This is a genomic window from Mucilaginibacter sabulilitoris (assembly GCF_034262375.1).
In the GTDB taxonomy this organism is placed as follows: domain Bacteria; phylum Bacteroidota; class Bacteroidia; order Sphingobacteriales; family Sphingobacteriaceae; genus Mucilaginibacter; species Mucilaginibacter sabulilitoris.
The window spans coordinates 5,598,873-5,623,901 of the sequence record NZ_CP139558.1 but is presented as its reverse complement, the minus strand read 5'-3'; the positions used below and the strand labels follow the sequence as shown (position 1 = coordinate 5,623,901).

At 41.9% G+C, this 25,029-nt stretch carries 14 protein-coding genes; 13 read left to right on the top strand and 1 reads right to left on the bottom strand.

All coding sequences use genetic code 11. The features are described from left to right. Positions 1-30: 30 nt before the first annotated feature. Positions 31-963, top strand: coding sequence for a dihydrodipicolinate synthase family protein (locus SNE25_RS23970; protein ID WP_321561549.1), 933 nt, complete (start codon positions 31-33; stop codon positions 961-963). 3 nt (positions 964-966) lie between these two features. On the opposite strand, the gene SNE25_RS23965 is transcribed toward SNE25_RS23970, so the two are convergent. Next, complete coding sequence (locus SNE25_RS23965; RefSeq protein ID WP_321561548.1) at positions 967-1,851, bottom strand: AraC family transcriptional regulator; 885 nt, start codon at positions 1,849-1,851, stop codon at positions 967-969. Positions 1,852-2,319: 468 nt separating this feature from the next. Between SNE25_RS23965 and SNE25_RS23960 the strand changes: the two genes are divergently transcribed. The 12 genes from SNE25_RS23960 (at position 2,320) to SNE25_RS23905 (ending at position 25,020) form a co-directional block, all read left to right on the top strand. Then, on the top strand, positions 2,320-2,991 hold the full coding sequence (locus SNE25_RS23960; RefSeq protein ID WP_321561547.1) for a DUF3826 domain-containing protein: 672 nt from the start codon (positions 2,320-2,322) through the stop codon (positions 2,989-2,991). Positions 2,992-3,105: 114 nt separating this feature from the next. Continuing rightward, a complete protein-coding gene (locus SNE25_RS23955; protein ID WP_321561546.1) occupies positions 3,106-6,321 on the top strand; it encodes a SusC/RagA family TonB-linked outer membrane protein in 3,216 nt (1,071 codons plus the stop codon). Positions 6,322-6,333: 12 nt separating this feature from the next. Then, entirely contained in the window at positions 6,334-8,163 is a 1,830-nt protein-coding gene (locus SNE25_RS23950) for a RagB/SusD family nutrient uptake outer membrane protein (protein ID WP_321561545.1), read from the top strand. 64 nt (positions 8,164-8,227) lie between these two features. Then, the gene (locus SNE25_RS23945; RefSeq protein WP_321561544.1) at positions 8,228-9,889 is read left to right on the top strand and encodes a pectate lyase family protein; all 1,662 of its coding nucleotides are present in this window, start codon (positions 8,228-8,230) and stop codon (positions 9,887-9,889) included. A 76-nt stretch (positions 9,890-9,965) separates the two neighbouring features. Then, positions 9,966-13,061 (top strand): DUF6298 domain-containing protein, encoded by a 3,096-nt coding sequence (locus SNE25_RS23940; protein WP_321561543.1) that lies wholly within the window; start codon positions 9,966-9,968, stop codon positions 13,059-13,061. A gap of 6 nt (positions 13,062-13,067) precedes the next feature. Further along, positions 13,068-14,453: a glycoside hydrolase family 140 protein gene (locus SNE25_RS23935; protein WP_321561542.1), complete on the top strand. Its 1,386-nt coding sequence runs from the start codon at positions 13,068-13,070 to the stop codon at positions 14,451-14,453. 21 nt (positions 14,454-14,474) lie between these two features. After that, positions 14,475-15,401: a glycoside hydrolase family 43 protein gene (locus tag SNE25_RS23930; protein ID WP_321561541.1), complete on the top strand. Its 927-nt coding sequence runs from the start codon at positions 14,475-14,477 to the stop codon at positions 15,399-15,401. Positions 15,402-15,418: 17 nt separating this feature from the next. After that, a complete protein-coding gene (locus SNE25_RS23925) occupies positions 15,419-17,257 on the top strand; it encodes a sialidase family protein (RefSeq protein WP_321561540.1) in 1,839 nt (612 codons plus the stop codon). Between the two features lie 2 nt (positions 17,258-17,259). Continuing rightward, positions 17,260-18,717, top strand: a complete 1,458-nt coding sequence (locus SNE25_RS23920) for a sialate O-acetylesterase (protein WP_321561539.1) — start codon at positions 17,260-17,262, stop codon at positions 18,715-18,717. Between the two features lie 7 nt (positions 18,718-18,724). Continuing rightward, on the top strand, positions 18,725-21,523 hold the full coding sequence (locus tag SNE25_RS23915) for a glycoside hydrolase family 2 protein (protein WP_321561538.1): 2,799 nt from the start codon (positions 18,725-18,727) through the stop codon (positions 21,521-21,523). A 2-nt stretch (positions 21,524-21,525) separates the two neighbouring features. Continuing rightward, complete coding sequence (locus tag SNE25_RS23910; RefSeq protein ID WP_321561537.1) at positions 21,526-24,279, top strand: alpha-L-rhamnosidase; 2,754 nt, start codon at positions 21,526-21,528, stop codon at positions 24,277-24,279. A gap of 24 nt (positions 24,280-24,303) precedes the next feature. Further along, positions 24,304-25,020 (top strand): DUF3826 domain-containing protein, encoded by a 717-nt coding sequence (locus tag SNE25_RS23905; protein ID WP_321561536.1) that lies wholly within the window; start codon positions 24,304-24,306, stop codon positions 25,018-25,020. Positions 25,021-25,029 lie beyond the last annotated feature (9 nt).

Here is a 25,029-nt window from a genome sequence, read left to right as displayed (position 1 = left end):
TCGACAAAAACACATCAAAAAAACACTAAAATGGAACAAAAAAATAAAGGTTTTATACCCGTAATGCTTACTCCTTTCAAAAGTAATGGTGATGTTGATTATGATGCGCTTACGCGATTAACCGAAATGTATTTGCAGGCCGGCGCATCGGGCTTGTTTGCCAACTGCTTATCCAGTGAAATGTTTGAACTTACCGGTGAGGAACGCCTGCAGGTAATTAAGCACGTTATAAAAGTTGCCAATGGGGCAGTGCCAGTAGTGGCCACCGGTACATTTGGCGGGGAAATTAGCAAACAAGCAGATTTTGTAAAAAGGATACACGATGCCGGTACTGCCGCTGTAATAGCCATTACCAGCTTACTGGCCGATCAAAACGAATCGGATGAACTATTTAATGACCGTGTTTTTGAACTGATTGACCAAACTTCATCCATTCCATTAGGGTTTTACGAATGTCCTGTTCCATACAAAAGATTATTATCCCCATCACAATTAAACGCTTTTGTGGCAACGGGCAGGGTTATTTATCATAAAGATACTTGCCTGGATATCAATCAAGTAATACAAAAGCTGGAAGCCGAGAAAATTAATCCGGCGTTTGGCTTATATGACGCTTATATGGCGCATGCGGTTGAATCGCTGAAAGCTGGTTCTGCGGGGCTTTCTTGTATCCAGGGCAATTTTTTTCCTGAAATGATTGTTTGGTTATGCAATAATTATGCTAACCCGGTTTTGCAACAGGAAGTGGATATGGTGCAGCAGTTTCTGATTGATAATATGGATGTTATGCATAATGTATACCCGGTAGTGGCGAAATATTGTTTAACAAAACGCGGATTGAAAATATCAACCACTACCAGGCGCGAAGTAGGCAATTTTACATCTTCTGTTCGCAGCCAGATTGAGCATTTATTTAGCGACTACACACATTTGCAAAACAGTGTTGGTATAAAAAATTACTAAAGGTCAGTTAGTTGGCTGTCCTTTCAGGTATTTTCTTTTGTATTCCAGTGGGGTCATTTTGGTAACCCTTTTAAAATGACGGTAAAAGTTCGAAATATTGTTGTATCCGCATTCAAAGCATAATACTTCGGTAGGTAGTTTATCTTCAATTAAAAACCTACAGGCGTGACTTATCCTGATCTCGGTTAAAAAATCAAAATAGGTTTTTTTGGTCATCAGTTTAAAATATCGGCAAAAAGAAGTTACACTAAGGTTTCCTATGGCAGCTATTTTCTCTAAACTAATTTCGGTTTTGTAATTAGCTAATGTATAGGAGCAAACTTTATTAAGGCGAATAGTATCAGACTCGTTAGATTGATGGAATTCGTTAGGTGATAATATGATAGGATCAAAGTCTTCATTTTCGGCCAATATTTTAAGTATGGACAGCAACACGATGATGCGTTCGAGATTGGTAGCATTTACCGCTTTTCGCATTAGTTTGGCTAATTCTGTTTTTGCAGTGCCACCAATTACCATTCCGCTTTTAGCCTTTTCAAATAGTTTGGGCAACAAATAAGCTTCGGGTAAATTAAGCAGGTACTTGCCCAGGCAGTCTGGTAAAAAGTGAATAACGATCACTTCTACATTCAAACCAGAATCAGGTTGAAAATACTCATCCTTACAGCGCCAGCAATGTGGAAGTGTTTCTCCAAGCAATGTGATTTCGCCCGGCGAAAAATTGCTGATATTATCACCAATAAACCGCACCCCTTCTCCCTTAATTACATAGTGAAGTTCCAATTCCGGATGGTAATGCCATATACCCCTGAAGGTGGGTAAAATGTCATGCCTGATACTAAATGAGTTTTGCGGTTTTACAGCAACCTTAAGAAAATGGGGCTTCATTTTTAAAAAATCACTAACTGGGTTATAAAAAACAGATTGTATTCTGTGTATTGATTGGTTTATAATTTTTAAAATTATGAATTTTTAAGTAAACACCGTTTATAAAAAAGTAACATTCTTTTGACGTTGTTAAGATACGGGCAAAAAATGGCGTTATGATAGGATCGTACAATAAATTGATAAATACAGGTAGAAATAGCAATGGCTAATATTTGATATTTGTTAAAGCATCCTGTTTTACGGAGTGCTTTACCCCAAGAACATAAACCAACGTAATTAACGTACATTTTAGTTTTATTTAGATAATTGATAAAATATGTGTATTTAATTAATTGTGATAAACACAATTAAATTATAGCAGAATGAGAAGGATGATGCAAGTTTAATTTATAGGCTTTATCGGTATCTCCTTTAATTTCGGCGGGAGAGAAATGTATTTAAAATAGATTTTAATTAGTAATGATGAGAATGAGAAAATATATAATAACGTTGATGATAACTTTTTCGGGAGTTATGTTAGCCTGTGCGCAAACGTCGCCGGCAGCCAACAGTCAGGACAGTTATACACAAGTAATTACGCTACGTTCAGGTAAAATAGTAGATGCATTAGGTATTACCGACTCGGTAAAGTTTAAAAAGGTACTTGATATTATTGTAGATCAATACCGCGATTTAAACAATATATATGAGGAGCGAAATGCAAAACGCAAGCAAATAAAAGAACAGGCAGGCGATGACAAAACAGCTGCGAATGCGAAAATGGCTGATATAGACAGTAATGTAAACAAACAGTTGAAGGTTTTGCACTCTGCCTACCTCTCAAAATTAAGCACACAATTAAATGCCGAACAAATAGACAAAGTAAAGGATGGTATGACTTATAGAGTATATCCCATTACTTATACTGCATATCAGGATGAATTACCAAATCTTACGGAGGAGCAAAAAGGAAAGATCAAAGGATGGTTAATAGAGGCCCGTGAAAATGCGATAGATGCAGAGTCGTCAGAAAAAAAACATGCCTGGTTTGGCAAATTTAAAGGCCGCATAAATAATTATTTATCAGCACAAGGCTACGATATGAAAAAGGAGGGCGAAGAATGGCAAAAACGTATAAAAGAAAGGAACGCTAAAAACTGACAGTTTTATGCAATCCAAATGCTGTAATTAATAATTGAGAAGTATTAATTACAGCGCATTTTAGATTATAACCAACTAATTAACCCAATTATATGAAACCCAAATTAATTTTTTATGAGAAAAATTTTCCTCTTGTTTGCCGTATTGCTTCTAACAGGTAGTACACTAATGGCGCAAAACCGAACCATAACTGGAACGGTTAGGAGCAACGACAAAAATGAACCACTTATAGGCGTTGCTGTTCAGGTTAAAGGCAGTAACGTTGGTACTACTACCGATACCAGCGGGCACTTTTCACTTACGGCTACCAACTTACAAAGCATAGTGGTTGGTGTAAGATACATTGGTTATGCATACCAGGAAAAGACTTTGAGAATAGGTGAAATGAACGCCGATTTTAAATTGGTACCTATTTCTAACAGTCTGGACGAAGTAGTAGTAGTAGGTTATGGTACACAAAAAAAGGTTCACTTAACCGGTGCCGTTGCAACAATCAACACTAAAGCTATTCAGGATATCCCTACAACTAACCTGTCAGAGGCTTTAAAAGGCCAGTTGCCAAATGTATCTGTTAGTGGGGGCGATACCCGGCCAGGCGCGGCGGGAGCTATAACTATCCGAAATCCTAAATTTGGGAACCTTAACTCAGTCACAACAGCTCCGCTTTATATTATTGACGATGCTTTCAGAACTCCGGCAGATTTTAACCTGCTTGACCAAAGTGAGGTTGAGAGTATTTCTATACTAAAAGATGGAGCCGCAGCAATTTACGGTGTACAGGGTGCAAATGGTGTAATTATAGTTAAAACCAAACGTGGTAAAGCTGGAAATGCTAAAGTAGAGTATGCAGGTTCATACGGTTTGTCTGACGCTGCCATGCTGCCTAAAATGATGACTGGCTTGCAGCAAGCTACCTATCTTAATGATTACTACCAAACACAAAATAACTATAATCTGAATGAACTTGGCTTTAATACAGTAACTAACGCGAAGGTTGCCGGATATTATACTCCGGATGAGCTTAGTTACTTTGCAAATCCGGCCAACGAAACTTATTGGCTACCTGTGGCATGGAAAACAGCGACGGTTGAGCGCCATGCGTTAAACGTAAGCGGTGGTACAGACAAGGCTACCTTTTTTGCCGGGGGCAGCTATGTAAAACAGGGTTCAAATTTTGATGGAGTTAACACCGACAAATGGACTTATCGTGCAAGCGCTGATGCAAAAGTTGCTAAAGGGCTTAAAGTTGGCTTATCAGTTAGTGGTGATATTTACCAGTCAAAAAGCTTTTGGTTTAAAACCAGCGGGGAGAGTTTAGATGATGACGTTGGTACACTTGCAAAGACTCCGCAGTGGACAAAATATTATATTGATGGTAATCCTGTATTGCTTACCCCAAGCGGTAATGCATCAAAAGATAATATCAATTTTTTTGAAATTCAAAAATCAGGTGATTACACACAGCAAAATAATTATATACTTAACGTAGCTGCTAACGGACGATATGATGTGCCTTTTGTACCGGGCTTAAGCGCTACTATAACTTATAACAGAAATATAAATAATTTCTTTGGTAAACAGTATGGTTCAACCCATCAGTTCTACCAATATTCGGGCACGGGTACTAACGGGCATATACCAGGTGGTACAATAGTAGGCACCCCTCCTCCAATTAAGAACGGCGACCGTGTAAGGTTAAACCCGAACTATACTAACACTTACCAGTTAAACGACATCATCAATTATCAGCGTAAATTTGGTAAACACGATATTTCTTTCCTTGCACTTTATGAGCAATCAGAAAATTACATGGAAGGTGTGGCTGCCGAAGCTGACGGTACTTTTGTTGGCGGTAAGGACAATCAGAACTTTACCTATGGTACGCAATCATCAAATCAGGCCAGCCTGGTAAAAGAGTATGGCAGAAAAGCTTATGCTACTCGCTTAGATTATAATTACGATAGTAAGTATATTTTACAATTAGCTTTCAGAGCTGATGCTAATACGAATTTTGCACCAGGCCACCAATGGGGTTATTTCCCTTCGGGATCTGCCGGTTGGGTAATGTCTGATGAAAATTTCTTTAAAGACAATTTGAAATTTATTAATTTCTTCAAAATCAGAGGCTCAGTAGGTTTATTAGGAAACGATAATACTTCACCATGGCAATTTGTAAACAGTTATAAATTTGCCACCGGGCATGCGGCTGTTTTTGGCAACGGCGGAGGCAGCTCGAATACTACTTTGGACAGAGGTACAACGGTTGAACCAAACATTCTGCTGGCAAATCCTGATGTAACATGGGATAGTAACCTGAAGGTAGATGTAGGTTTTGATGCAGAATTCTTTTCAAACCGCTTGTCAGTAAGCGCTGATTATTATCATGACCATCGTTATAACATGTTGACTAAGCTATCTGCATCTGTTCCATTTTTAATTGGAGCAGCTCTTCCGGCTGAAAATAAGCTGTCCATAAACAGCTTTGGTTATGAAATATCTGTAGGATGGAAAGATCATATAGGAAAAGATTTTACATATAACTTCAATCCTTACTTCGCCTGGTCAGATGCAAGAAATGTATTAATTGATCAGAAGCCGGGCGATATCGGTACATATCTTGATGTCGCTGGCAAGTCAGACGATCCTGGATTTTTAGGTTACCGTTATCTTGGAATTTTCAAAAATCAGGCACAAGTTGATAGCTGGCTTACAACGCATCCGGGCTATACTTTATTCGGAGAGGCTCCGCAACCAGGTATGCCGTATTATCAGGATGTAAGAGGGCCAAAAGATGCAAACAACCAATATACCGCCCCTGATGGTAAAATTAATACTGAAGACTTAGATTATATTGCCAAAAAATCAAGCAACCACTATAATGTGGGATTAAACTTCGGAGGTTCATATAAATCAATAACACTGGGAGTTACCATGGGTATATCATATGGCGGATACGGACAGGTTGAAGGAGATGCAAAAGAAACCGCAAGCGCACTTGAAAATGCGCCAGCTTTTTGGGCAGACCATTGGACGCCAACTAATCAGGACGCAAAATATCCAGCCCCTTATTTTTCTAAGCAATATGACCAGCCGTCGGCTTTATGGTACAGAAGCTCAACAACCTTTAAGGTAACAAATATGAATTTGAGTTATAATTTACCTAAAAAATTTGCCGATGCGTTAGGTGTTGCAAGTTTGAGGGTGTATGCGGTGGCAACTAATCCGTTTAACTTCTATAATCCATATAGCGATTACAGAGATAATGGAAGTACGTTTGACACTTATCCTACTATTAAAACATATTCGTTTGGTTTAAATGTTGGATTTTAAAAGACTATTAAGATGAAAAAATTATATATTATAATTTTAGCAGGGTGTGTTTATACATTGCTATCAACAAGCTGTAAGAAAGTATTAAACAAACAAGATCTTACAAGCGCTTCTCCCGATTTGATATTTGGCGACTCAGTTTTGGTAAAACAAAATGTCGACTTTATATATGGTCAGAATTTACCTAACTGGTATGGTAATACCGGAGGCTCTGTATCAAGTACCTTAAATGGTATTTGTGATGAAGCTTATAATGATAATAAATTTATGCAAGGCACCCTCACTAACAATGATGTTAATGACATCGGCAGTAGTAACACATCGGGCCCATATAATAAAATCAGGATAATCAATACCTTTTTACGCGATCTGGCAGCCGGTAAACTGACTCCAGATACAAAAAAGAGATTTGCTGCACAGGTTCTATTTTGGAGAGCTTATCGTTATTTTGATTTGGTTAGATTATATGGGGGAGTTCCTTTGGTATTAACTCCATTAGATGCGGTGGGTGATGCAAATAAACAAGCGGCCTTGTTACCCAGAAGCAAAACGTCGGATTGTATTAAACAAATTGTTGCCGATTTAGATTCTGCCATTAAAAGTTTACCACAAAGATGGCCTGATTCTAAGAATGATTACGGCAGAATTACTTCTCAGGCTGCAGCAGCTTTTAAAGGTCGGGTTCTGCTAACCTGGGCAAGCCCGGAGTTCAATCCAACAAATGATCGTGCCAGGTGGCAACAGGCTTATGATGCTAACCTGCAAGCAAAAAATATTTGTGATGCAGCGGGTAATAAATTAATGCCCGATTATGCAGGCCTATGGTTTGTTGAAGGCTATTCAAATACCGAAGCCATAATGGTTACAGGGTATAATTCAGCTACCGGCGATCAGCAAAAGGATAATAATGGTTACGATCTTTCTACAAGACCGGCTTATACAGGTACTGGTAATCCATCTGTATCAAACCAACCAATATGGGAAATGGTACAATCATACCCAATGCTTGATGGTTTGGCGCCTAATGCGTCAACTAAATATCCGTACACATTGCAATCATTTTACAAAAACCGTGACCCGCGGTTTGATAAAACTATAGGGTTTAATGGCTGTAACTGGCCAATAAACAGCAATAATGCGTTCAGGTTATGGACTTACTATTACACCGACCCATCATCAAACAAAATTGTAACAACTGAGCCAATTACCGGGTCAGCTACAACAACCGGTTTCTATTTGCGCAAGGCTATTGATCCAACGCTGGCAGCCGCTAATGTTATGTATTCAGGAAATGATTGGATTGAGATACGTTATGCAGAAGTGTTGCTGAATTTAGGTGAATGCGCGGCAGAAATTGGTAATCTAAATCAGGGCCAGGAAGCATATAGTGCATTAATCTCTTTACGTCAGCGTGCCGGAGTTGAGGCTGGAGGCGATGGCCTTTATGGTTTAGCTCCTACTATGAATCATGATCAAATGATCAACGCTATTATGCTTGAGCGAAAAATTGAACTGGCTTACGAAGGTAAAAGATTCTGGGACCTGAGAAGAAGAAATATGCTGCAAAGCACGCTTAATGGAACAAGAAGATCTGGAATCAGGATCACATTGAATGCAGGTGCTCCTGCCAGCCTGTTTCCTCCATATCCGGGTCGTGATCAGCTGACTGCGGACGCAGCCTATGCTTATTTTACGATAACCCCGGTAACGCTCGATAATAAATACACATTGAATGTACAAACATCTGTTGATTTCTTTGGTATACCTACAGCTACAATAAGCAGCGACCCCAATATACTTCAAAATAAGGGTTGGGGAGGTTCTTTCGATCCGCAGCAATAATATTAAAGAGCAGAGGACGAACTGTTTTCTGCTCTTTTAAAAGTCTAATAATTTGAATTTAAATATGAAAAAACACACAGGCCTATTTTTAATAGCAGCAGCGTTGGGTTTTACTGAGCCGGCTTTTGCGCAATATCCCGATATACCGGCGAAGGTTAAACAAGAGAGTGAAGCATTGATGAAAGAGGCAACACGCCGCTCAGATTCAGCATGGCAGGTAGCATTACCAATCATTAAGGCCGATCAGCGAAAAGGAAAAGTATACGTGCCGTGGGCTGCAAGGCCAACCGATTTGCCGCAGGCTAAAATACTCGCGTTTCCGGGTGCTGAGGGCGGTGGTAAATTTACGTTTGGCGGTCGCGGAGGGAAGGTTTATGTAGTAACCAGTCTTGCTGATAGTGGACCCGGAACCTTGCGTGATGCTTGTGAAAAAGGCGGTGCCCGTATTATCGTATTTAACGTTGCTGGTATAATCCGTATTAAAACTCCAATTATAGTAAGGGCTCCTTATATTACTATTGAAGGCCAAACCGCGCCTGGTGATGGTATTTGTGTTGCAGGAGAATCCTTTTGGGTAAACACTCATGATGTAATTATCCGTTACATGCGCTTCCGTCGTGGCGAAACCAATGTTGGCCGCAGGGACGATGCTTTAGGCGGCAACCCTATAGGTAACATCATTGCCGATCACGTATCTGCAAGCTGGGGTCTTGACGAAAATTTTTCGATGTACAGGCACATGTTTGATCCGGAGGATGGCTCAAAGGAACAGAAATTAGGAACGGTTAATATCACTATACAAAATTGTATTTACTCTGAATCGCTTGACTATTGGAACCACGCTTTCGGTAGCACTACCGGTGGTGAAAACAGTACTATGCTCCGCAATCTTTGGGCTGATAATACAGGTCGTAACCCATCAGTAGGCTGGAATGGTGTTTATAACTTTATCAATAACGTAGTATTCAACTGGCACCACCGCTCAATGGATGGTGGCGACTATACTACTAATTATAATATCATTAACAATTATTTTAAACCGGGTCCGGTTACTCCGAAAGACGAACCGGTTGGGCATCGCATACTTAAACCAGAATCAGGTCGCAGCAAGCTAAAGGAAAAAGTATTTGGCCGTGTATATGCCGTTGGTAACGTAATGGAAGGCTATCCTGCAATTACAAAAGATCCATGGGCTGGTGGTATACAAGTTGAGGGTCCGGGAGGTAAAGAATTATCTGATGCAGGTGAGTATAAAGATTATATGAAATCAAATGTACCTTTCGCGATGACCCCCGTAAATATTCTTTCGGCTAACGACGCGCTTAAGTTTGTTATCGCGAATGCAGGTGCTACTTTACCAAAACGCGATCCTGTTGATATTCGTATAACCGAGCAGGTACGTACCGGTAAAATTGCTTATAAGGAAATGAAAACCGATACCGATTATCAGTTTAAGGTACGTAAATTACCAAGAGACTCTTATAAACTGGGCATCATCACTTCGCCATGGCAAGTTGGTGGTTACCCTGAGTACAAAGGTACACCTTACAAAGATGCTGATAATGACGGATTACCTGATGACTGGGAAAAAGCACATGGGTTAAATCCTAAAAACCCGGATGATTCTGCACAGCCTGCAAAAGATGGCAGTGGCTATAGCAATATTGAGGTTTATTTGAATACAGCAGCCATGAAAGGCGAAAAGAAACTGGCTAATATAAAATAAGTATATACGAACGGTGATGTTTGGATTTAAGCTTAATAAAAATCTTTATGTTCTGATTTGGTTAATGTTAGGGTGTGTGCAATTGCATGCACCCTTGTTTGCTCAGAATAAAAAGAAAGTAGTCAAACCGCAACCTCCTGTTGCTGCCGACAAAAGCGGGAAGCTGATTTATACCATTGCCCCCAACGGCGACCGTATTCCTGATTATTCATATTGCGGCTACATGGCTTCTGAAAAAGCTATACCCGAAGCCCCAATACGTATTGTAGTACCGGTAAAATCTGGCGATGCCACTTTACGGATACAGGCGGCTTTAGATTATGTAGCCTCATTATCTGCTGATCAGGATGGTATCCGTGGAGCGGTATTGCTAACTAAAGGAACGTATCAGGTTAATGGTAGTCTTAAGATAAATGCCTCTGGAATAATTTTGCGGGGCAGCGGCATGGGAACAAACGGAACCATATTACTCGCAGCCGGGAAAGACCGGGAAACTTTTATACATGTTTTAGGTAAAAACGACAGGCAAACTCAAAAAGAAATTAAAATTACAGATGCTTATGTACCTGTAAACGCCAACACCCTGCATATAGGCGCAGGCTCTGGTATTAAAGCCGGAGATATGGTTTTAGTACACCGGCCAAGCACACAAGCCTGGATCAATACCTTAAAAACAGATCATTTTGGCGGCGATCTTACCGCCTTAGCCTGGAAACCCGGCGAACGCGATCTTTACTGGGATCGTAAAGTAACAACAGTTAATGGCGATATAATTACGCTTGATGCTCCGCTTACCACAGCTTTAGATACTGCTTATGGCGGAGGCTTAGTTGCTGCCTACCAATGGCCGGGCCGGATAGCACAGGTAGGTATCGAAAACTTATTGCTGCGATCTGCTTATGATACAGCAAACCCAAAGGATGAAGCTCATCGCTGGATGGCTATTACCATGGAAAATGTTTCTGATGCCTGGGTACGCCAGGTAACGTTTGAACATTTCGCCGGCTCAGCAGTATTTATAACACCAACGGGCAACCGTATCACTGTTGAGGATTGCAGATCACTTGCTCCAATATCCGAAATAGGGGGGCAGCGTCGTAATACATTCCTTACTATGGGCGGTCAAACCCTTTTTCAACGCTTATATTCAGAACAAGGTTTTCATGATTTTGCTGCGGGATATTGCGCTCCGGGCCCAAATGCTTTTGTACAATGTTTGTCATCTCAATCATACAGTTTCAGCGGCTCTATCGATAGCTGGGCATCAGGAATATTGTTTGATATAGGCAATATAGATGGTCAGGCGCTGAGTTATATGAATCGTGGTCAGGATGGACAAGGGGCTGGCTGGAATACGGCCAACAGCTTGTTTTGGAACTGTACTGCCGCCCGCGTGGATTGCTACCAACCGCCAACCGCTCAAAACTGGGCTTTTGGTACGTGGGCACAGTTTGCAGGCGACGGTTACTGGTCAACATCAAATAGCACTATTAATCCGCGCAGCTTTTACTATACACAACTGGCCAACCGTTTAAATAAGGATGTGAGCAAACAAGCTGCTATTTTATATCCGGCAACGGAGCCGTCAAGCAGCCCAACTGTTGAGCAGGCTGCAGAATTAATGGCCCAGGCAAGAAAACCTGCTGTAACCATTAACGATTGGATTGGGAAAGCATCTGAAAGAAACCCGATCAGTACTGCGTCAACTGGTGTTAAAACCATTGATCAGGTTACTTATAAGCAACCCGCATCAACTGCCGAGGCTCCTAAAATGAGCGTTGAAAATGGTTGGTTGGTACGCGGTAATACAGTGATGGCTGGTAAGCATTTTGAAACCCCATGGTGGAACGGTACGGTTCATCCCGATTATACATCAACAACCGCCAAACCGGCTATTACCCGCTGGGTGCCCGGACAAACCGGAACCGGGTTAACCGACGATCTGGATCAGGTGAGTAACTGGATGGTTAAAGATAATATTGTGGCATTTGAACATAATTACGGTTTATGGTATGACCGCCGCCGTGATGATCATGAGCGCATCCGCCGTATGGACGGCGATGTATGGGCGCCGTTTTATGAACTGCCTTTTGCCCGTAGCGGTAAAGAGCTTGCCTATGACGGGCTAAGCAAATATGATCTTACCAAATACAATACATGGTATTGGGATCGCTTAAAGAAATTTGCCGATCTGGCCGATCAGAAAGGCTTGGTTCTTGTTCATCAGAATTATTTCCAGCATAATATTATTGAAGCCGGGGCGCATTATACTGATTTTCCATGGCGTACCGCCAACAATATCAACAGCAGTGGTTTTCCGGAACCTGTGCCCTATGCAGGCGACAAACGCCAGTTTATGGCCGAACAGTTTTATGATGAAACAAATCCTGCAAGGCGTAAACTGCACCAGGCTTATATCAATAAATGTCTTGACAATTTTGCGGGAAATAACGGTGTGATTCAGTTGATTGGGGCAGAGTTCACCGGCCCGCTTCACTTTGTGCAATTTTGGGTTGAAACCATTAAGCAATGGGAAGTCACCCATAAAAAGAAAGAAATTATAGGACTCAGCGCCACAAAGGATGTGCAGGACGCCATCCTGGCTGATCCAACAAAGGCGTCGGTTATTAACGCTATTGATATCAGGTATTGGTATTATCAGGCCAACGGAACGGCTTATGCACCGATAGGAGGCCAAAGCCTTGCTCCGCGCCAGCAGGCCCGTATTTTTAAACCTAAAGCGTCATCATTTGAGCAGGTTTATCGTGCTGTAAATGAATACCGTACAAAATATCCGGATAAGGCTGTATTATACTCGGCCGATGGTTATGATCATTTTGGATGGGCTGTTTTTATAGCGGGTGGTTCGTTACCGGTATTACCCGCCGAAACCGATGGGAAGTTTTTAACTGCAGCAAGCAGTATGAAACCAGTTGCTTTACCAGGTACACCGAAAGACCAATGGGCTTTAAGTTCGGTAAAGGGTTATATTGTTTACAACAGTGCTGATAAGGCCATTCATTTGGATTTGGCAGCTGGCGATTATAAAACTCAATGGATAGATCCCCAGACAGGCAAGGCCACTGCGGGAGAACAAATCAAAGGTGGCAATGGTATCGAAATAAAAAGCCCGAAAGCCGGAACTTCCATTTTATGGTTAACCCATAACTAATTATTTATGTTGAAGAAAATTGTTTGGTTAGTATTTGCATGCGTCTTGTTTTTCTCCTTTAGGAGCGATAACCCAGCCATGCAACCTTTAAAGGTATCCGATAATCACCGGTATTTTACTGCCGATGGTAAGCCCTTTTTCTGGCTGGGTGATACCGGCTGGCTTCTGTTTTCAAAACTGAAAAGGGAAGAAGCTGAACAATATCTGGATACCCGCAGTAAACAAGGGTTTAACGTAATTCAGGTGATGGTGGTGCACAGCATAGGCGAAGCGAATGTCTATGGCGATTCGGCTTTAAGCGGTAAAAATATAGCCATGCCTAAAGTTACTCCTGGTAATACTTTTGGTAAAGGCAACGAATACGATTATTGGGATCATATTGACTGGATAGTTAGTAAAGCCGCCGAAAAGGGGATATATATTGCAATGGTACCTGTATGGGGATCAGTAGTAAAGGGAAATCATATTGGTGCAGCCAAAGCGAAAATATATGCTGAGTTTTTGGCTAAAAGATACCGTGACCGTCCGAACATTATCTGGATGAATGGCGGGGATATTCCCGGAACCGATTCTTTGAAAACATGGAATGCTATTGGCAGTACGTTGAATGAGCTGGATAAGGAGCATCTAATTACCTTCCATCCACGTGGTCGCACACAATCATCTACATGGTTTCATGACCAGCTGTGGTTAAGCTTCAATTGTTTTCAATCAGGTCACCGTACCTATGCACAGGACACTTCCAAAAAGGATCTGAACTATGGTGAAGATAATTGGAAATATGTGCAGGTTGATTATGCTAAAACACCCATAAAGCCTACACTTGATGCCGAGCCATCTTATGAAAGAATACCACATGGTTTGCATAATGTTAACCTGCCAAGATGGACAGCGGCTGATGTAAGACGTTATGGTTACTGGTCGGTATTTGCAGGGGCGTGCGGTTATACTTATGGTAACAACGATGTAATGCAAATGCACAAACCCGGCGAGAAGAAAACTGCGTATGGTTCAAAAGGATACTGGTTTAATTCTATTAACGATGCCGGTGCACAACAAATGGTTTACCTGAAAAAGCTGATGTTATCCCGTCCGTATTTTGAGCGGATACCTGATCAATCCTTAATTGTGGGTAGCCAGGGTCAAAAATATGACAGGTTAATTGCCACCCGCGGTAAAAACTATGCTTTTGTGTACACTTATACAGGCAGGGAAATAAACATCAATACAGATAAACTGACCGGAACTAAAATAAAGGCATCGTGGTATAACCCGCGTAACGGACAAATTACAGGGATTGGAACGGTTGCCAAAGCAAAAACGCTTAAATTTAAACCTCCCGGCCAAAAAGCAAATGGCAATGATTGGGTACTGATCATTGATGCTATATAAACATATCATAAAATAGTACACATGAACCGATCTGTAAAATATATAGTCTTAGCATTTGTTTCTGTTTTGATACTATCATGCAAAACAAGCAAAAGCGTATACATGTTCACTTCGTTTCGTGAACCTGCAGGTGGAGGTCTTAGGTTTTTGTACAGTTATGATGCTTACCATTGGAATGCCCTTAACCATGTATTTCTAAAGCCTGAGGCCGGTAATGCCAAGATCATGCGCGATCCCTCCATAGCACAGGGACCTGACGGTGTTTATCACCTGGTATGGACAACAGGCTGGAAGGATGACCAGGGTATCGGTTACGCAAGTTCAAAAGATCTGCTTCATTGGTCGGCTCAGCAGCATATTAATGTAATGGCTTATGAGCCAACAGCGGTTAATGCCTGGGCACCGGAACTTTTTTACGATGATGAAGCAGGTCAGTTTATAATTGTTTGGGCCTCAACTATCCCTAACCGATTCCCAAAAGGTGAGGAACCCGAAAACAATAATCACCGGTTGTATTACACCACAACTAAAGATTTTAAAGCCTTTGCACCGACAAAATTATTCCTCGATCCGGGATTCAGCGTAATTGATGCTGAAATTGTTAAACGGGCAAAAAATGATTACGTACTGGTGATGAAAGATAATACCCGGCCAAACCGGAACATATTGGTGGCATTCAGCAATAACCCGCTTGGGCCTTATACCAATTACACTAAACGCTTTACCGAAATGTACAGCGAAGGGCCGTCGATGACCAAAGCCGGTGACAATTGGTTGATCTACTATGACTCATACCGTTTGAAAAGATATGGTGCTATGCGCACTACCGACTTTAAAACTTTTACCGATATATCAGACAGTGTAAAAGTGCCCGAAGGGCATAAGCACGGTACCATATTTAAAGTGACTAAAAAGCAACTGAACTTACTGTTAAAGGAACGCGGTTGAAAAACTACAAAGCCGACATGAATAAAACATTTAGTATATTGTCTATATTAATTTTAACTGCTTTTACCACAATGGCGCAGGATACGGTGCATTACACCGGTAATACTGTTGTTAATGTAGATTATCATCACGGGCAACTAAGCCCGGTAGTGGGTGTACATAGTCAGCAAATATTTCGTGCCAATCGCGAACATCCTGAACTGGCAGATGGCTTTGGTTTTACCTATAACCATGCGCCCATGCTGGCTTACTGGAACAATACTTTTTATGTGGAATACCTGAGTGACAAGGTTGGCGAGAGTGTTCCTCCGGGTCAAACCCTGGTAATTACTTCCAAAGATGGTCAAACCTGGTCAAAACCAACCGTAGTATTCCCTCAGTATAAAATACCCGATGGTACTACAAAAGAAGGACATCCGGGCGTAGCTAAGGACCTGTATTCGGTAATGCACCAGCGTATGGGGTTTTATACCGCCAAATCAAAACGTTTGCTGGTACTTGGTTTTTACGGTATTTGTTTAGATGGCCATGATGATCCTAATGATGGTTTGGGTATAGGTCGTGTAGTGCGTGAGGTTTTGCCCGATGGTAAATATGGCCCCATCTATTTTATCCATTACAATCCTAAATGGGCTGAAAAAAATACCAGCTATCCATTTTATAAAAAGAGTAAGGATAAAGGCTTTGTACAGGCGTGTGATGAACTAATGGATAACCCATTAATGATGATGCAATGGGCTGAGGAAACCGACAGAAAAGACCCTTTAATACCGCTGCATAAAGAGTATAAAGCCTTTAACTTTTATCATCTGACAGATGGGAGGGTAGTAGGTTTATGGAAAAACGCGCTCACTGCTATCAGTACCGACAATGGTAAAACCTGGCCGGCAAATGCTTCAAGAGCTCCGCACTTTGTAAATAGTAATGCCAAAATATGGGGGCAACGTACGTCTGACGGTAAATACGCTACGGTTTATAATCCGTCAGAGTTTCGGTGGCCGCTGGCTATTTCTACAAGTCAGGACGGTTTGAATTATACTAACCTTTTACTGGTGAATGGAGAGATCACTTCGTTACGTTACGGCGGAGCTTATAAATCTTATGGCCCTCAATATGTACGCGGTATCGAAGAAGGTAACGGTATGCCACCCGACGGCAAACTATGGGTTACCTATAGTATGAATAAAGAGGACATTTGGGTATCATCTATACCTGTACCAGTAACTGAAGTTTCCGATGCGCATGCTAATGAAGTATTTAACGATATGCCGGCAGGTAAGGAGCTGGAAAAATGGAATACCTACAGTCCGCAATGGGCTCCGGTTACGATAGAAAAAGCCCCTGACGGAGAACGCAGTCTGACTTTAAAGGATAGCGACCCGTTTGATTATGCTAAAGCAGAGCGGGTTGTACCCGCATCAAAAAAACTACTGGCCGATTTTACCATAGTTCCAGGCCAAAATAATACCGGTAAGCTGGACATAGAATTTCAGAATGAAAAGGGCGATGCCGCTATCAGGCTTACACTTGATTCGGCTGGCAGGTTTTATACCAAAGCGGGCTATCGCGATAAGAATATTATGAAATACGAAGCAGGGAAATCTTACCACATTATTTTAAAACTGCATACAAATACCCGCTTTTATACTGTAAACGTAAACGGGAAGGATGTTTTAACCAGTTTATTTTTCGCGCCTGTGCTTACCGTTAACCGCGTAGTTTTCAGAACTGGCGACGTTAGGCGTTTCCCCAATGCGGATACTCCTACAGATCAGGATTATGATTTGCCTAAACCTGGCGAGGCTGTTAAACAGGCAGTGTTCTATATAAAATCATTTAAAACAAGCAACTATTAAGGATGAAGAGAGCAACTTTTTTTTGCTGGATGGCCATAAGCTTGTTTTATTTTACCAAAAGCAGGGCGCAGATTGTTTTGCCTAAAATATTAGGTAACGGAATGGTGCTGCAGCGTAATCAGCCTGTACCAATCTGGGGTACTGCTGCTAAGGGCGAAAAGGTTACCATTAACTTTAAAAATCAAACCAAAACAGTTGTAGCTAATGCCGAAGGTAAATGGATGGTAACGCTTAGCCCCATGCCTGCATCTGCTGAACCGGCAACGCTAACAATCGCCGGCATCAATACCATAAAGCTTAATAATATTTTGGTTGGCGAAGTTTGGTTGTGCTCCGGACAGTCAAATATGCAGTATGAAATGCGTAAGAACAGCAAGGTAAAAAAGCCCGATACCAGTACGGTTAATTCTCCCGTTGATGAATTGCAACGCGCACATAACCCCCAGATCAGGATATTTCTGGTTACCCAAAAAAATCTGCAAAAACCAGATGCTACCCATTCGGGCTGGAGTGTGGCAGAAGATTCGGCTTTAAGGGCATTTTCGGCAGCCGGATATTTCTTCGGTAAAAATTTAAATGATGATTTAAAAGTTCCCGTAGGTATCATTTCATCGGCTGTAAGTGGTAGCCATATTGAGCCCTGGGCGCCACAGGAGGCATATGATGCAATTCCTTACTTTAAGGCCAATAATATTCAAATTTCAAATGACCCTGGTAAATTCTATGCTAAAATGATAGAGCCTTTGTCGCCATTTGCCATAAAAGGATTTTTATGGTACCAGGGCGAAACCAGTTGCTTTTTGGCCGAAACCATTAGTTATACCTACAAAATGGAGGCGCTGATCAATAACTGGCGCAAGCTGTGGGGCAATAAAAATATGCCGTTTTATTACGTGCAAATAGCGCCGTTCTATTATTCTAAAAGTAAAGGCGAAGTGCCTTTTACAGAATTTACTGAGCCTGAACTCCGCGAGGCGCAAACATTGGCGCTGCAAATTCCACATACAGGTATGATCGTAACTACCGATCTGAACGATGATTTGAAAAATATTCACCCCCCATTTAAATGGGAGGTAGGTCACCGGTTGGAATTACAGGCTTTGGCTAACACTTATGGGCAAAAGAACGTAGTCTTTTCCGGGCCAATGTACAAAAGCATGAAGGTGAGCGGCAATAAAATCATCCTGCAGTTTAATTATCAAGGCAGCGGATTGGTAAGCCATGACGGTAAACCGCTTACCGATTTTACCATAGCCGGCCAGGACGGCAAATTTGTGCCTGCCGAAGCTACAATAAAAGGCAATACTGTGGTAGTATCGGCTTCCTCTGTAAGTAACCCTATGGCCTCCCGCTTTGCATGGTCAGAGTCGGCCCAACCTAATTTTTATAATAAGAACGGATTACCGGCGGTACCATTTCGCACAGATAATCCTTTAAAATTCACCTTAACCTCAAACTAATAAACCTATGAGATCTGCCTGCTTAAAAATATGTATATGTGCACTGTTTATTGTAACCGGGTTAAAAGCCCGCGCCCAGGAAACACAAAAAATGTATTTATCAGGCACGGGTAGCGATCATACCGTTAACTGGCAGTTTTTCTGCACCCAGGGGCGTAATTCCGGCAAATGGACTACCATCCCGGTACCATCAAACTGGGAGTTTCAAGGCTTTGGCAAATATAATTATGGATTGGCCAAAGATAGTTTAAGGGGCAAGGAACAAGGGCTGTATAAATATGAATTTACGGTACCCTCTGCATGGCAGGGAAAAGCTATAAATATAGTTTTTGATGGTTCCATGACCGATACCGAAGTTAAAATAAATGGCAAATCAGCGGGGGCTATCCACCAGGGCTCATTTTATCGTTTTAAATATGATATAAGCAGTTTGCTTAATTATGGCAAAACCAATCTGCTGGAGGTAACTGTTTCTAAACACTCTGCGAATCCTTCGGTTAATGCAGCCGAAAGAAAAGGCGATTTCTGGATTTTCGGCGGTATTTTTCGTCCGGTATTTTTGGAGGCAATGCCTCAGGCGCATATCAACTATTACGCGGTTGATGCGAAAGCCAATGGTAATTTAAAGGCTGCTTTAAAACTTTCGTCTGCTAAAGCCGGTACTGTTACAGGGCAGATATACGCAGTCAACGGTCAAAAAATAGGAGCGGCTTTTACGGCTAAAGTGAACGTCGGCGATACATTGGTTAACATAGCCACGCGGATCGCTTCTCCTAAATTATGGACTCCGGAGTCACCCAACCTATACAATGTGGTATTTACCCTTAATCAGAATGGCAAGGCAACACATACCGTTAAGCAAAGGTTTGGTTTCCGCACGGTGGAATTACGAGTGCACGATGGTATTTATGTAAATAACGTAAAGATCAAGTTTAAAGGGGTTAATCGTCATTCTTTCTGGCCAACAACCGGCAGGGCGCTTAACAAAAATATAAGCATCGGGGATGTAAAGATGCTGAAGGATATGAACATGAACGCGGTGCGTATGTCGCATTATCCTCCTGATGATCATTTTTTGGATGCCTGTGATTCACTGGGATTATTTGTGCTCGACGAGTTGACCGGCTGGCATCAGCATTATGATACGCAGGTTGGTTCTAAATTGGTGAAAGAACTTATTGAAAAAGATATAAATCATCCATCTATAGTAGTTTGGGACAACGGTAACGAAGGTGGCTTTAACTTCGACCTTGACCATTTATTTGATAAATTGGATATACAGAAGCGCCCGCTGATACATCCATGGGGTATTTTCAGGGGTACAAATACCCAGCATTATATCAATTATGATTACGGCACAGGTACTGCCATGCATGGGCATGATATATTTTTCCCAACAGAGTTTCTGCACGGTCTTTACGATGGTGGGGCAGGTGCTGGTTTGGATGATTTTTGGGATCAGATGTGGCACACCCCACTATCGGCAGGTGGCTTTATATGGGATTTTGCTGATGAAGCTGTAGTGCGCACAGATAAGAATGGCGAACTGGATACTGACCTCGACCATGGTCCGGATGGTATTGTAGGCCCTTATCACGAAAAGGAAGGAAGTTATTATACTATCAAGGAAGTTTGGAGCCCTGTTTACGTGGAGCCAACAGAAATAACTCCGGCATTTAACGGAGCTATCAGATTAGAGAACCGATATTTCTATACCAACCTGAAACAGTGCAGCTTTAGCTATAAACTGGTTAAGCTTGATAATCCGTATCACAAGGCGGGTGTTGCCTCTAAAACAGGTGTTATTACATCGCCGGACGTAATCCCTGGTCAATATGGTAACCTGCAACTGCAATTACCTGCCGGTTGGCAAAGTTTTGACGTGTTGTATGTAACTGCCATTGATCCTTCTAAAAACGAAATATTTACATGGAGTTTCCCTATCAGCAGTCATGATAAAATTACTGCGGGCATGATCACCAAAACCGGGGGTAGCAAAGCCTCAATAGAAGAAACAGATTCGCTGTTTAAAGTTAAGGCTAACAATGGTCTCGAACTGGAGTTTAACCGGAACTCCGGCATAATGGTAAAAGTAAAAAACGCTAAAGGCAATATTCCTTTTAATAACGGACCCGTATTGATAGAAGGACAAGACCAGTCGGGCTTTCAAAAACTGAATCACCGGTACGAAGGGGATAACCTGGTTATTGAAGCGCAATTCCCGCCTAAAAAAACCGAGCCTATGCTTAAGTGGGTCATTTATCCATCCGGATGGGTTCAGCTGGATGTAAGATACTGGCCGATTGGAGAGGAAGCGACAATGCTCGGTGTAAACTTCTCTTTCCCCGAAAAAGAAGTAAAAGGCGTAACCTATTTAGGCGATGGCCCATACCGTGTGTGGAAAAACCGGATGAAGGGAACGTCTCTTGACGTTTGGAATAAAGTTTATAACAACACCATCACCGGAGAGGGAAATGTAGTATATCCTGAATTTAAAGGTTATTATTCTAATCTGTACTGGATGAAACTGGAAACTACAAGCCAGCCGATAACCATAGTGTGCAATAACCAGGATGTATTTATGCGGTTATTTACGCCTGCAAACCCTAAAAAAGTTTACAATGTAGCACCAGCTTTTCCGTCAGGCGATATATCATTTATGCATGGCATAACACCTATAGGAACCAAATCGCAGAAACCTGAATATCTGGGAGCAAGCGGACAAAAGAATAAATACTTTAATTACGACAAGAACATTGAAGATTCGTTGCCATTAACGTTGTATTTTGATTTCTCGGGCAAATAATAATGAAGCGGATATTAACACATATCGCCCTCATTTTTACTGCTGTTTTAAGCATCTGCTTAAATTGTTATGCTAATATTAGCCTGCAAAACCTGAAATGCGAAATGCTGGAAAATCCCTTGGGTATTGGCACTATTCATCCGCGTTTAAGCTGGCAGATTTTGAGCGATGCACGTAATACCAATCAAGCGGCTTATCAGATACTTGTAGCTTCAAGTCCTGCAATGCTGGCAGCCAACCATGGCGATTTGTGGGATTCTCATAAGGTAAATTCTGATCAGTCTATTATGGTTAATTATGCAGGCAAGCCATTACAGAGTCGTATGGCTTGTTATTGGAAGGTTAAAGTATGGACTAACACCGGCGAAAGTAAATGGAGCGAACCCGCTAAATGGACGGAAGGCTTGCTTAATGCTGCTGACTGGAAAGCCCGCTGGGTAGGTTATGATAATGGCTTCCCCTGGGATAGTGTTTCAAAGTTTTCCCGTTTGTCGGCCCGCTACTACCGTAAACAGTTTGATGTTAAACCGGGCATAAAAAAGGCCACCGTTTACATTGTTGGCCTGGGGCATTACGAACTATACGTAAATGGTAAAATTATTGGCGATCAGGTGCTGGCCGAACCTCCAACCGATTATACACAATCGGTAAAGTACAGCACTTTTGACGTTACTGAAAATATTAAGCAAGGCACGAATGCTATTGCCACGGTATTGGGTAATGGCCGTTTTTTTACGATGCGCCCAAAGTACAAGCCCAAAAAGATCAAAGAATTTGGTTTTCCAAAAATGCTGCTGCAGCTGGAGGTGGAATATGCCAATGGTGCCAAGCAGTTAATTATAAGCGATGGCAGCTGGAAATTCACCGCAGATGGTCCAATTCGTACCAACAATGAATATGATGGTGAGGAATACGATGCTACCAAAGAATTTATTGGATGGAGCAACGCCGGCTTTGATGATAGTAAATGGTTAAACGCCGGATTGGTAGAATCACCAGGTGGCAAGTTAGTGGCACAGATGAATGAGCCCATCAAAGTGATGAGCGTTGTAAAACCTGTTGGCATTACCCAGCTAAAACCCGGTACCTGGATAATGGACATGGGGCAAAACATGGCTGGTTGGTTGCAAATGAGGGTAAAAGGTAATCGTGGCGATAGAGTAACATTACGCTATGCCGAAACCGTACAACCTAATGGCGAATTATACGTAGCCAATTTACGTGATGCTAAGGTAACAGATGTTTATACCCTGAAAGGAGGTGAAACAGAAACCTGGCACCCGGTATTTGTTTACCACGGTTTTAGGTATGTGGAAATCAGCGGTTATCCCGCCAAACCTGAATTATCTGATTTTGAAGGGCAGGTAGTATATGATGCCATGACAACCATAGGACATTTTGAAACCTCCAACCAACTTGTAAACCAGATTTATCAAAACGCTTACTGGGGAATCTTAAGTAATTACAAAGGGATGCCGGTTGATTGCCCGCAGCGTAATGAGCGTATGCCCTGGCTGGGCGACCGTGCGGTTGGTTCATTAGGCGAAAGTTTTGTGTTTGCTAACGGTAACCTTTATGCTAAATGGCTTGATGACATTGCCGAATCGCAAAAACCAGATGGCGCGATACCTGATGTTGCCCCGGCTTATTGGAATTACTACAGCGATAACATGACCTGGCCCGGTACTTATATTTTGGTAGCCGATATGCTATACCGTCAGTTTGCTGATAAAGCGCCAATTGAAAAGCATTATGCTTCCATGAAAAAATGGATGGATTATATGCGGGTAAAGTATATGAAGGATTACCTGGTGACAAAAGACAAATACGGCGACTGGTGTGTGCCACCTGAATCGCCAGAGCTTATCCACTCTAAAGATCCGGCGCGTAATACTGATGGCCAGCTCATTGCAACAGCATATTATTATCATTTAGCAGGGCTAATGGAAAAATTTGCCAGATTGCTTCATAAACCCGCCGATGTCCAAGCTTTTGCCTCTTTGCAGTTGAATGTGGGTAAAGCATTTAATCAAGAATACCTCGACAAAAAGAATTTTAAGTACGACAATAATACGGTTACTGCTAATTTACTGCCCCTTTATTTCGGCATTACTCCCTCAGTAAACCGACAGGCAGTATTTAAAAATATAGTCGATAAAGTGCAGAACGAAGCGAACGGTCATATCAGTACCGGGGTTATTGGCACCCAATGGCTTATGCGTGGCCTTACAGAATATGGCAGGCCGGATATGGCTTACCAGATAGCATCAAACAGCGATTACCCAAGCTGGGGTTATATGGCTAAGCATGGTGCTACAACCATCTGGGAGTTGTGGAACGGTGATACGGCCAATCCCGCAATGAACTCGCGCAACCATATTATGTTGCTTGGCGACTTGATTGCCTGGTTTTACCAGAATCTGGCGGGAATTAAAACGGTTAATGCCGGTTTTAAGGAAATCGTAATGAACCCTTCGGTTATTAAAAACCTCGATAGCGTTAACGCTTCATATCAAACCCCTTATGGTATGGTAAAAAGTAACTGGACGAGCAATAAGAGCAATTTTGTCTGGCATATTATCATACCCCCTAATAGTAAGGCGCAAGTTTATTTACCTACAAATACTAATGGGAATATAATTGAAGGTGGCCAGAAGGTAAGCTTTGTAAAGACCATTAAATTCCTCAAAATGGAAAATGGAAAGGCTGTTTTTGAAATTGGATCAGGCAGTTATGATTTTGAAGTTAAAAGTTAAACCAATTATAAAATATTATTCACGATGAAAAAATTAAGCATAGCAGGTATGGCATTAGCATCTTTACTGATGCTGTCGAACATAAGTAAAGCACAGGATCAGGCAGCTGCGAAACCTGCGCCATCGCCCGAGGCACAGGCTAAAGCCGATGCCGAAATTGATAAAAAGGCTACCGATTGGGTAAGCTCGCTTAATCTTAACGACGCTGCAAAAGCAACACAGGTAAAGGAAGTGATAGCTACCCACCTGAAAGCAGTGCGTGATTGGAACAACAGCCACTCTTATGAATCCGTGCCTGCGGGTATTGATCCTGCCACCGGCAAAATGCTGAGCACAATGGATCGCCAGATCATTATCAATTCCTCGCTTCCCAAATCGGTACATGAAAATCTCATGACCGGTTTGCGTAAAGATTTAACCGATGAGCAGGTAGAGTTGATACTGGATAAATATACCATTGGCAAAGTAGCCTTTACCCTTGCAGGCTATAAAGCTATTGTGCCCGATTTGACGGCAACTGAAGAGGCGGCTATCCTGGCTAACCTGAAACAAGCCCGTGAACAGGCAATTGATTTTAAGAACATTAAACAGGTATCGGCCATATTTGAGATCTATAAAACTAAAAATGAGCAGTACCTGAACAGTAACGGCCGTAACTGGCATGAACTATTTAAGGCCTATGTAAACGCTGTTAAAGCTAAAAAGGCAGCCGATGCTGCTGCAAAGAAACCGGCACAGTAAATTTTGAAC

Coding starts and splice junctions, on each gene's coding strand:
- SNE25_RS23960 (WP_321561547.1), top strand. CDS start 2,320: ATGAGAAAATATATAATAACGTTGATGATAACTTTTTCGGGAGTTATG.
- SNE25_RS23970 (WP_321561549.1), top strand. CDS start 31: ATGGAACAAAAAAATAAAGGTTTTATACCCGTAATGCTTACTCCTTTC.
- SNE25_RS23930 (WP_321561541.1), top strand. CDS start 14,475: ATGAACCGATCTGTAAAATATATAGTCTTAGCATTTGTTTCTGTTTTG.
- SNE25_RS23935 (WP_321561542.1), top strand. CDS start 13,068: ATGTTGAAGAAAATTGTTTGGTTAGTATTTGCATGCGTCTTGTTTTTC.
- SNE25_RS23910 (WP_321561537.1), top strand. CDS start 21,526: ATGAAGCGGATATTAACACATATCGCCCTCATTTTTACTGCTGTTTTA.
- SNE25_RS23920 (WP_321561539.1), top strand. CDS start 17,260: ATGAAGAGAGCAACTTTTTTTTGCTGGATGGCCATAAGCTTGTTTTAT.
- SNE25_RS23945 (WP_321561544.1), top strand. CDS start 8,228: ATGAAAAAACACACAGGCCTATTTTTAATAGCAGCAGCGTTGGGTTTT.
- SNE25_RS23905 (WP_321561536.1), top strand. CDS start 24,304: ATGAAAAAATTAAGCATAGCAGGTATGGCATTAGCATCTTTACTGATG.
- SNE25_RS23965 (WP_321561548.1), bottom strand. CDS start 1,851: ATGAAGCCCCATTTTCTTAAGGTTGCTGTAAAACCGCAAAACTCATTT.
- SNE25_RS23950 (WP_321561545.1), top strand. CDS start 6,334: ATGAAAAAATTATATATTATAATTTTAGCAGGGTGTGTTTATACATTG.
- SNE25_RS23955 (WP_321561546.1), top strand. CDS start 3,106: ATGAGAAAAATTTTCCTCTTGTTTGCCGTATTGCTTCTAACAGGTAGT.
- SNE25_RS23915 (WP_321561538.1), top strand. CDS start 18,725: ATGAGATCTGCCTGCTTAAAAATATGTATATGTGCACTGTTTATTGTA.
- SNE25_RS23925 (WP_321561540.1), top strand. CDS start 15,419: ATGAATAAAACATTTAGTATATTGTCTATATTAATTTTAACTGCTTTT.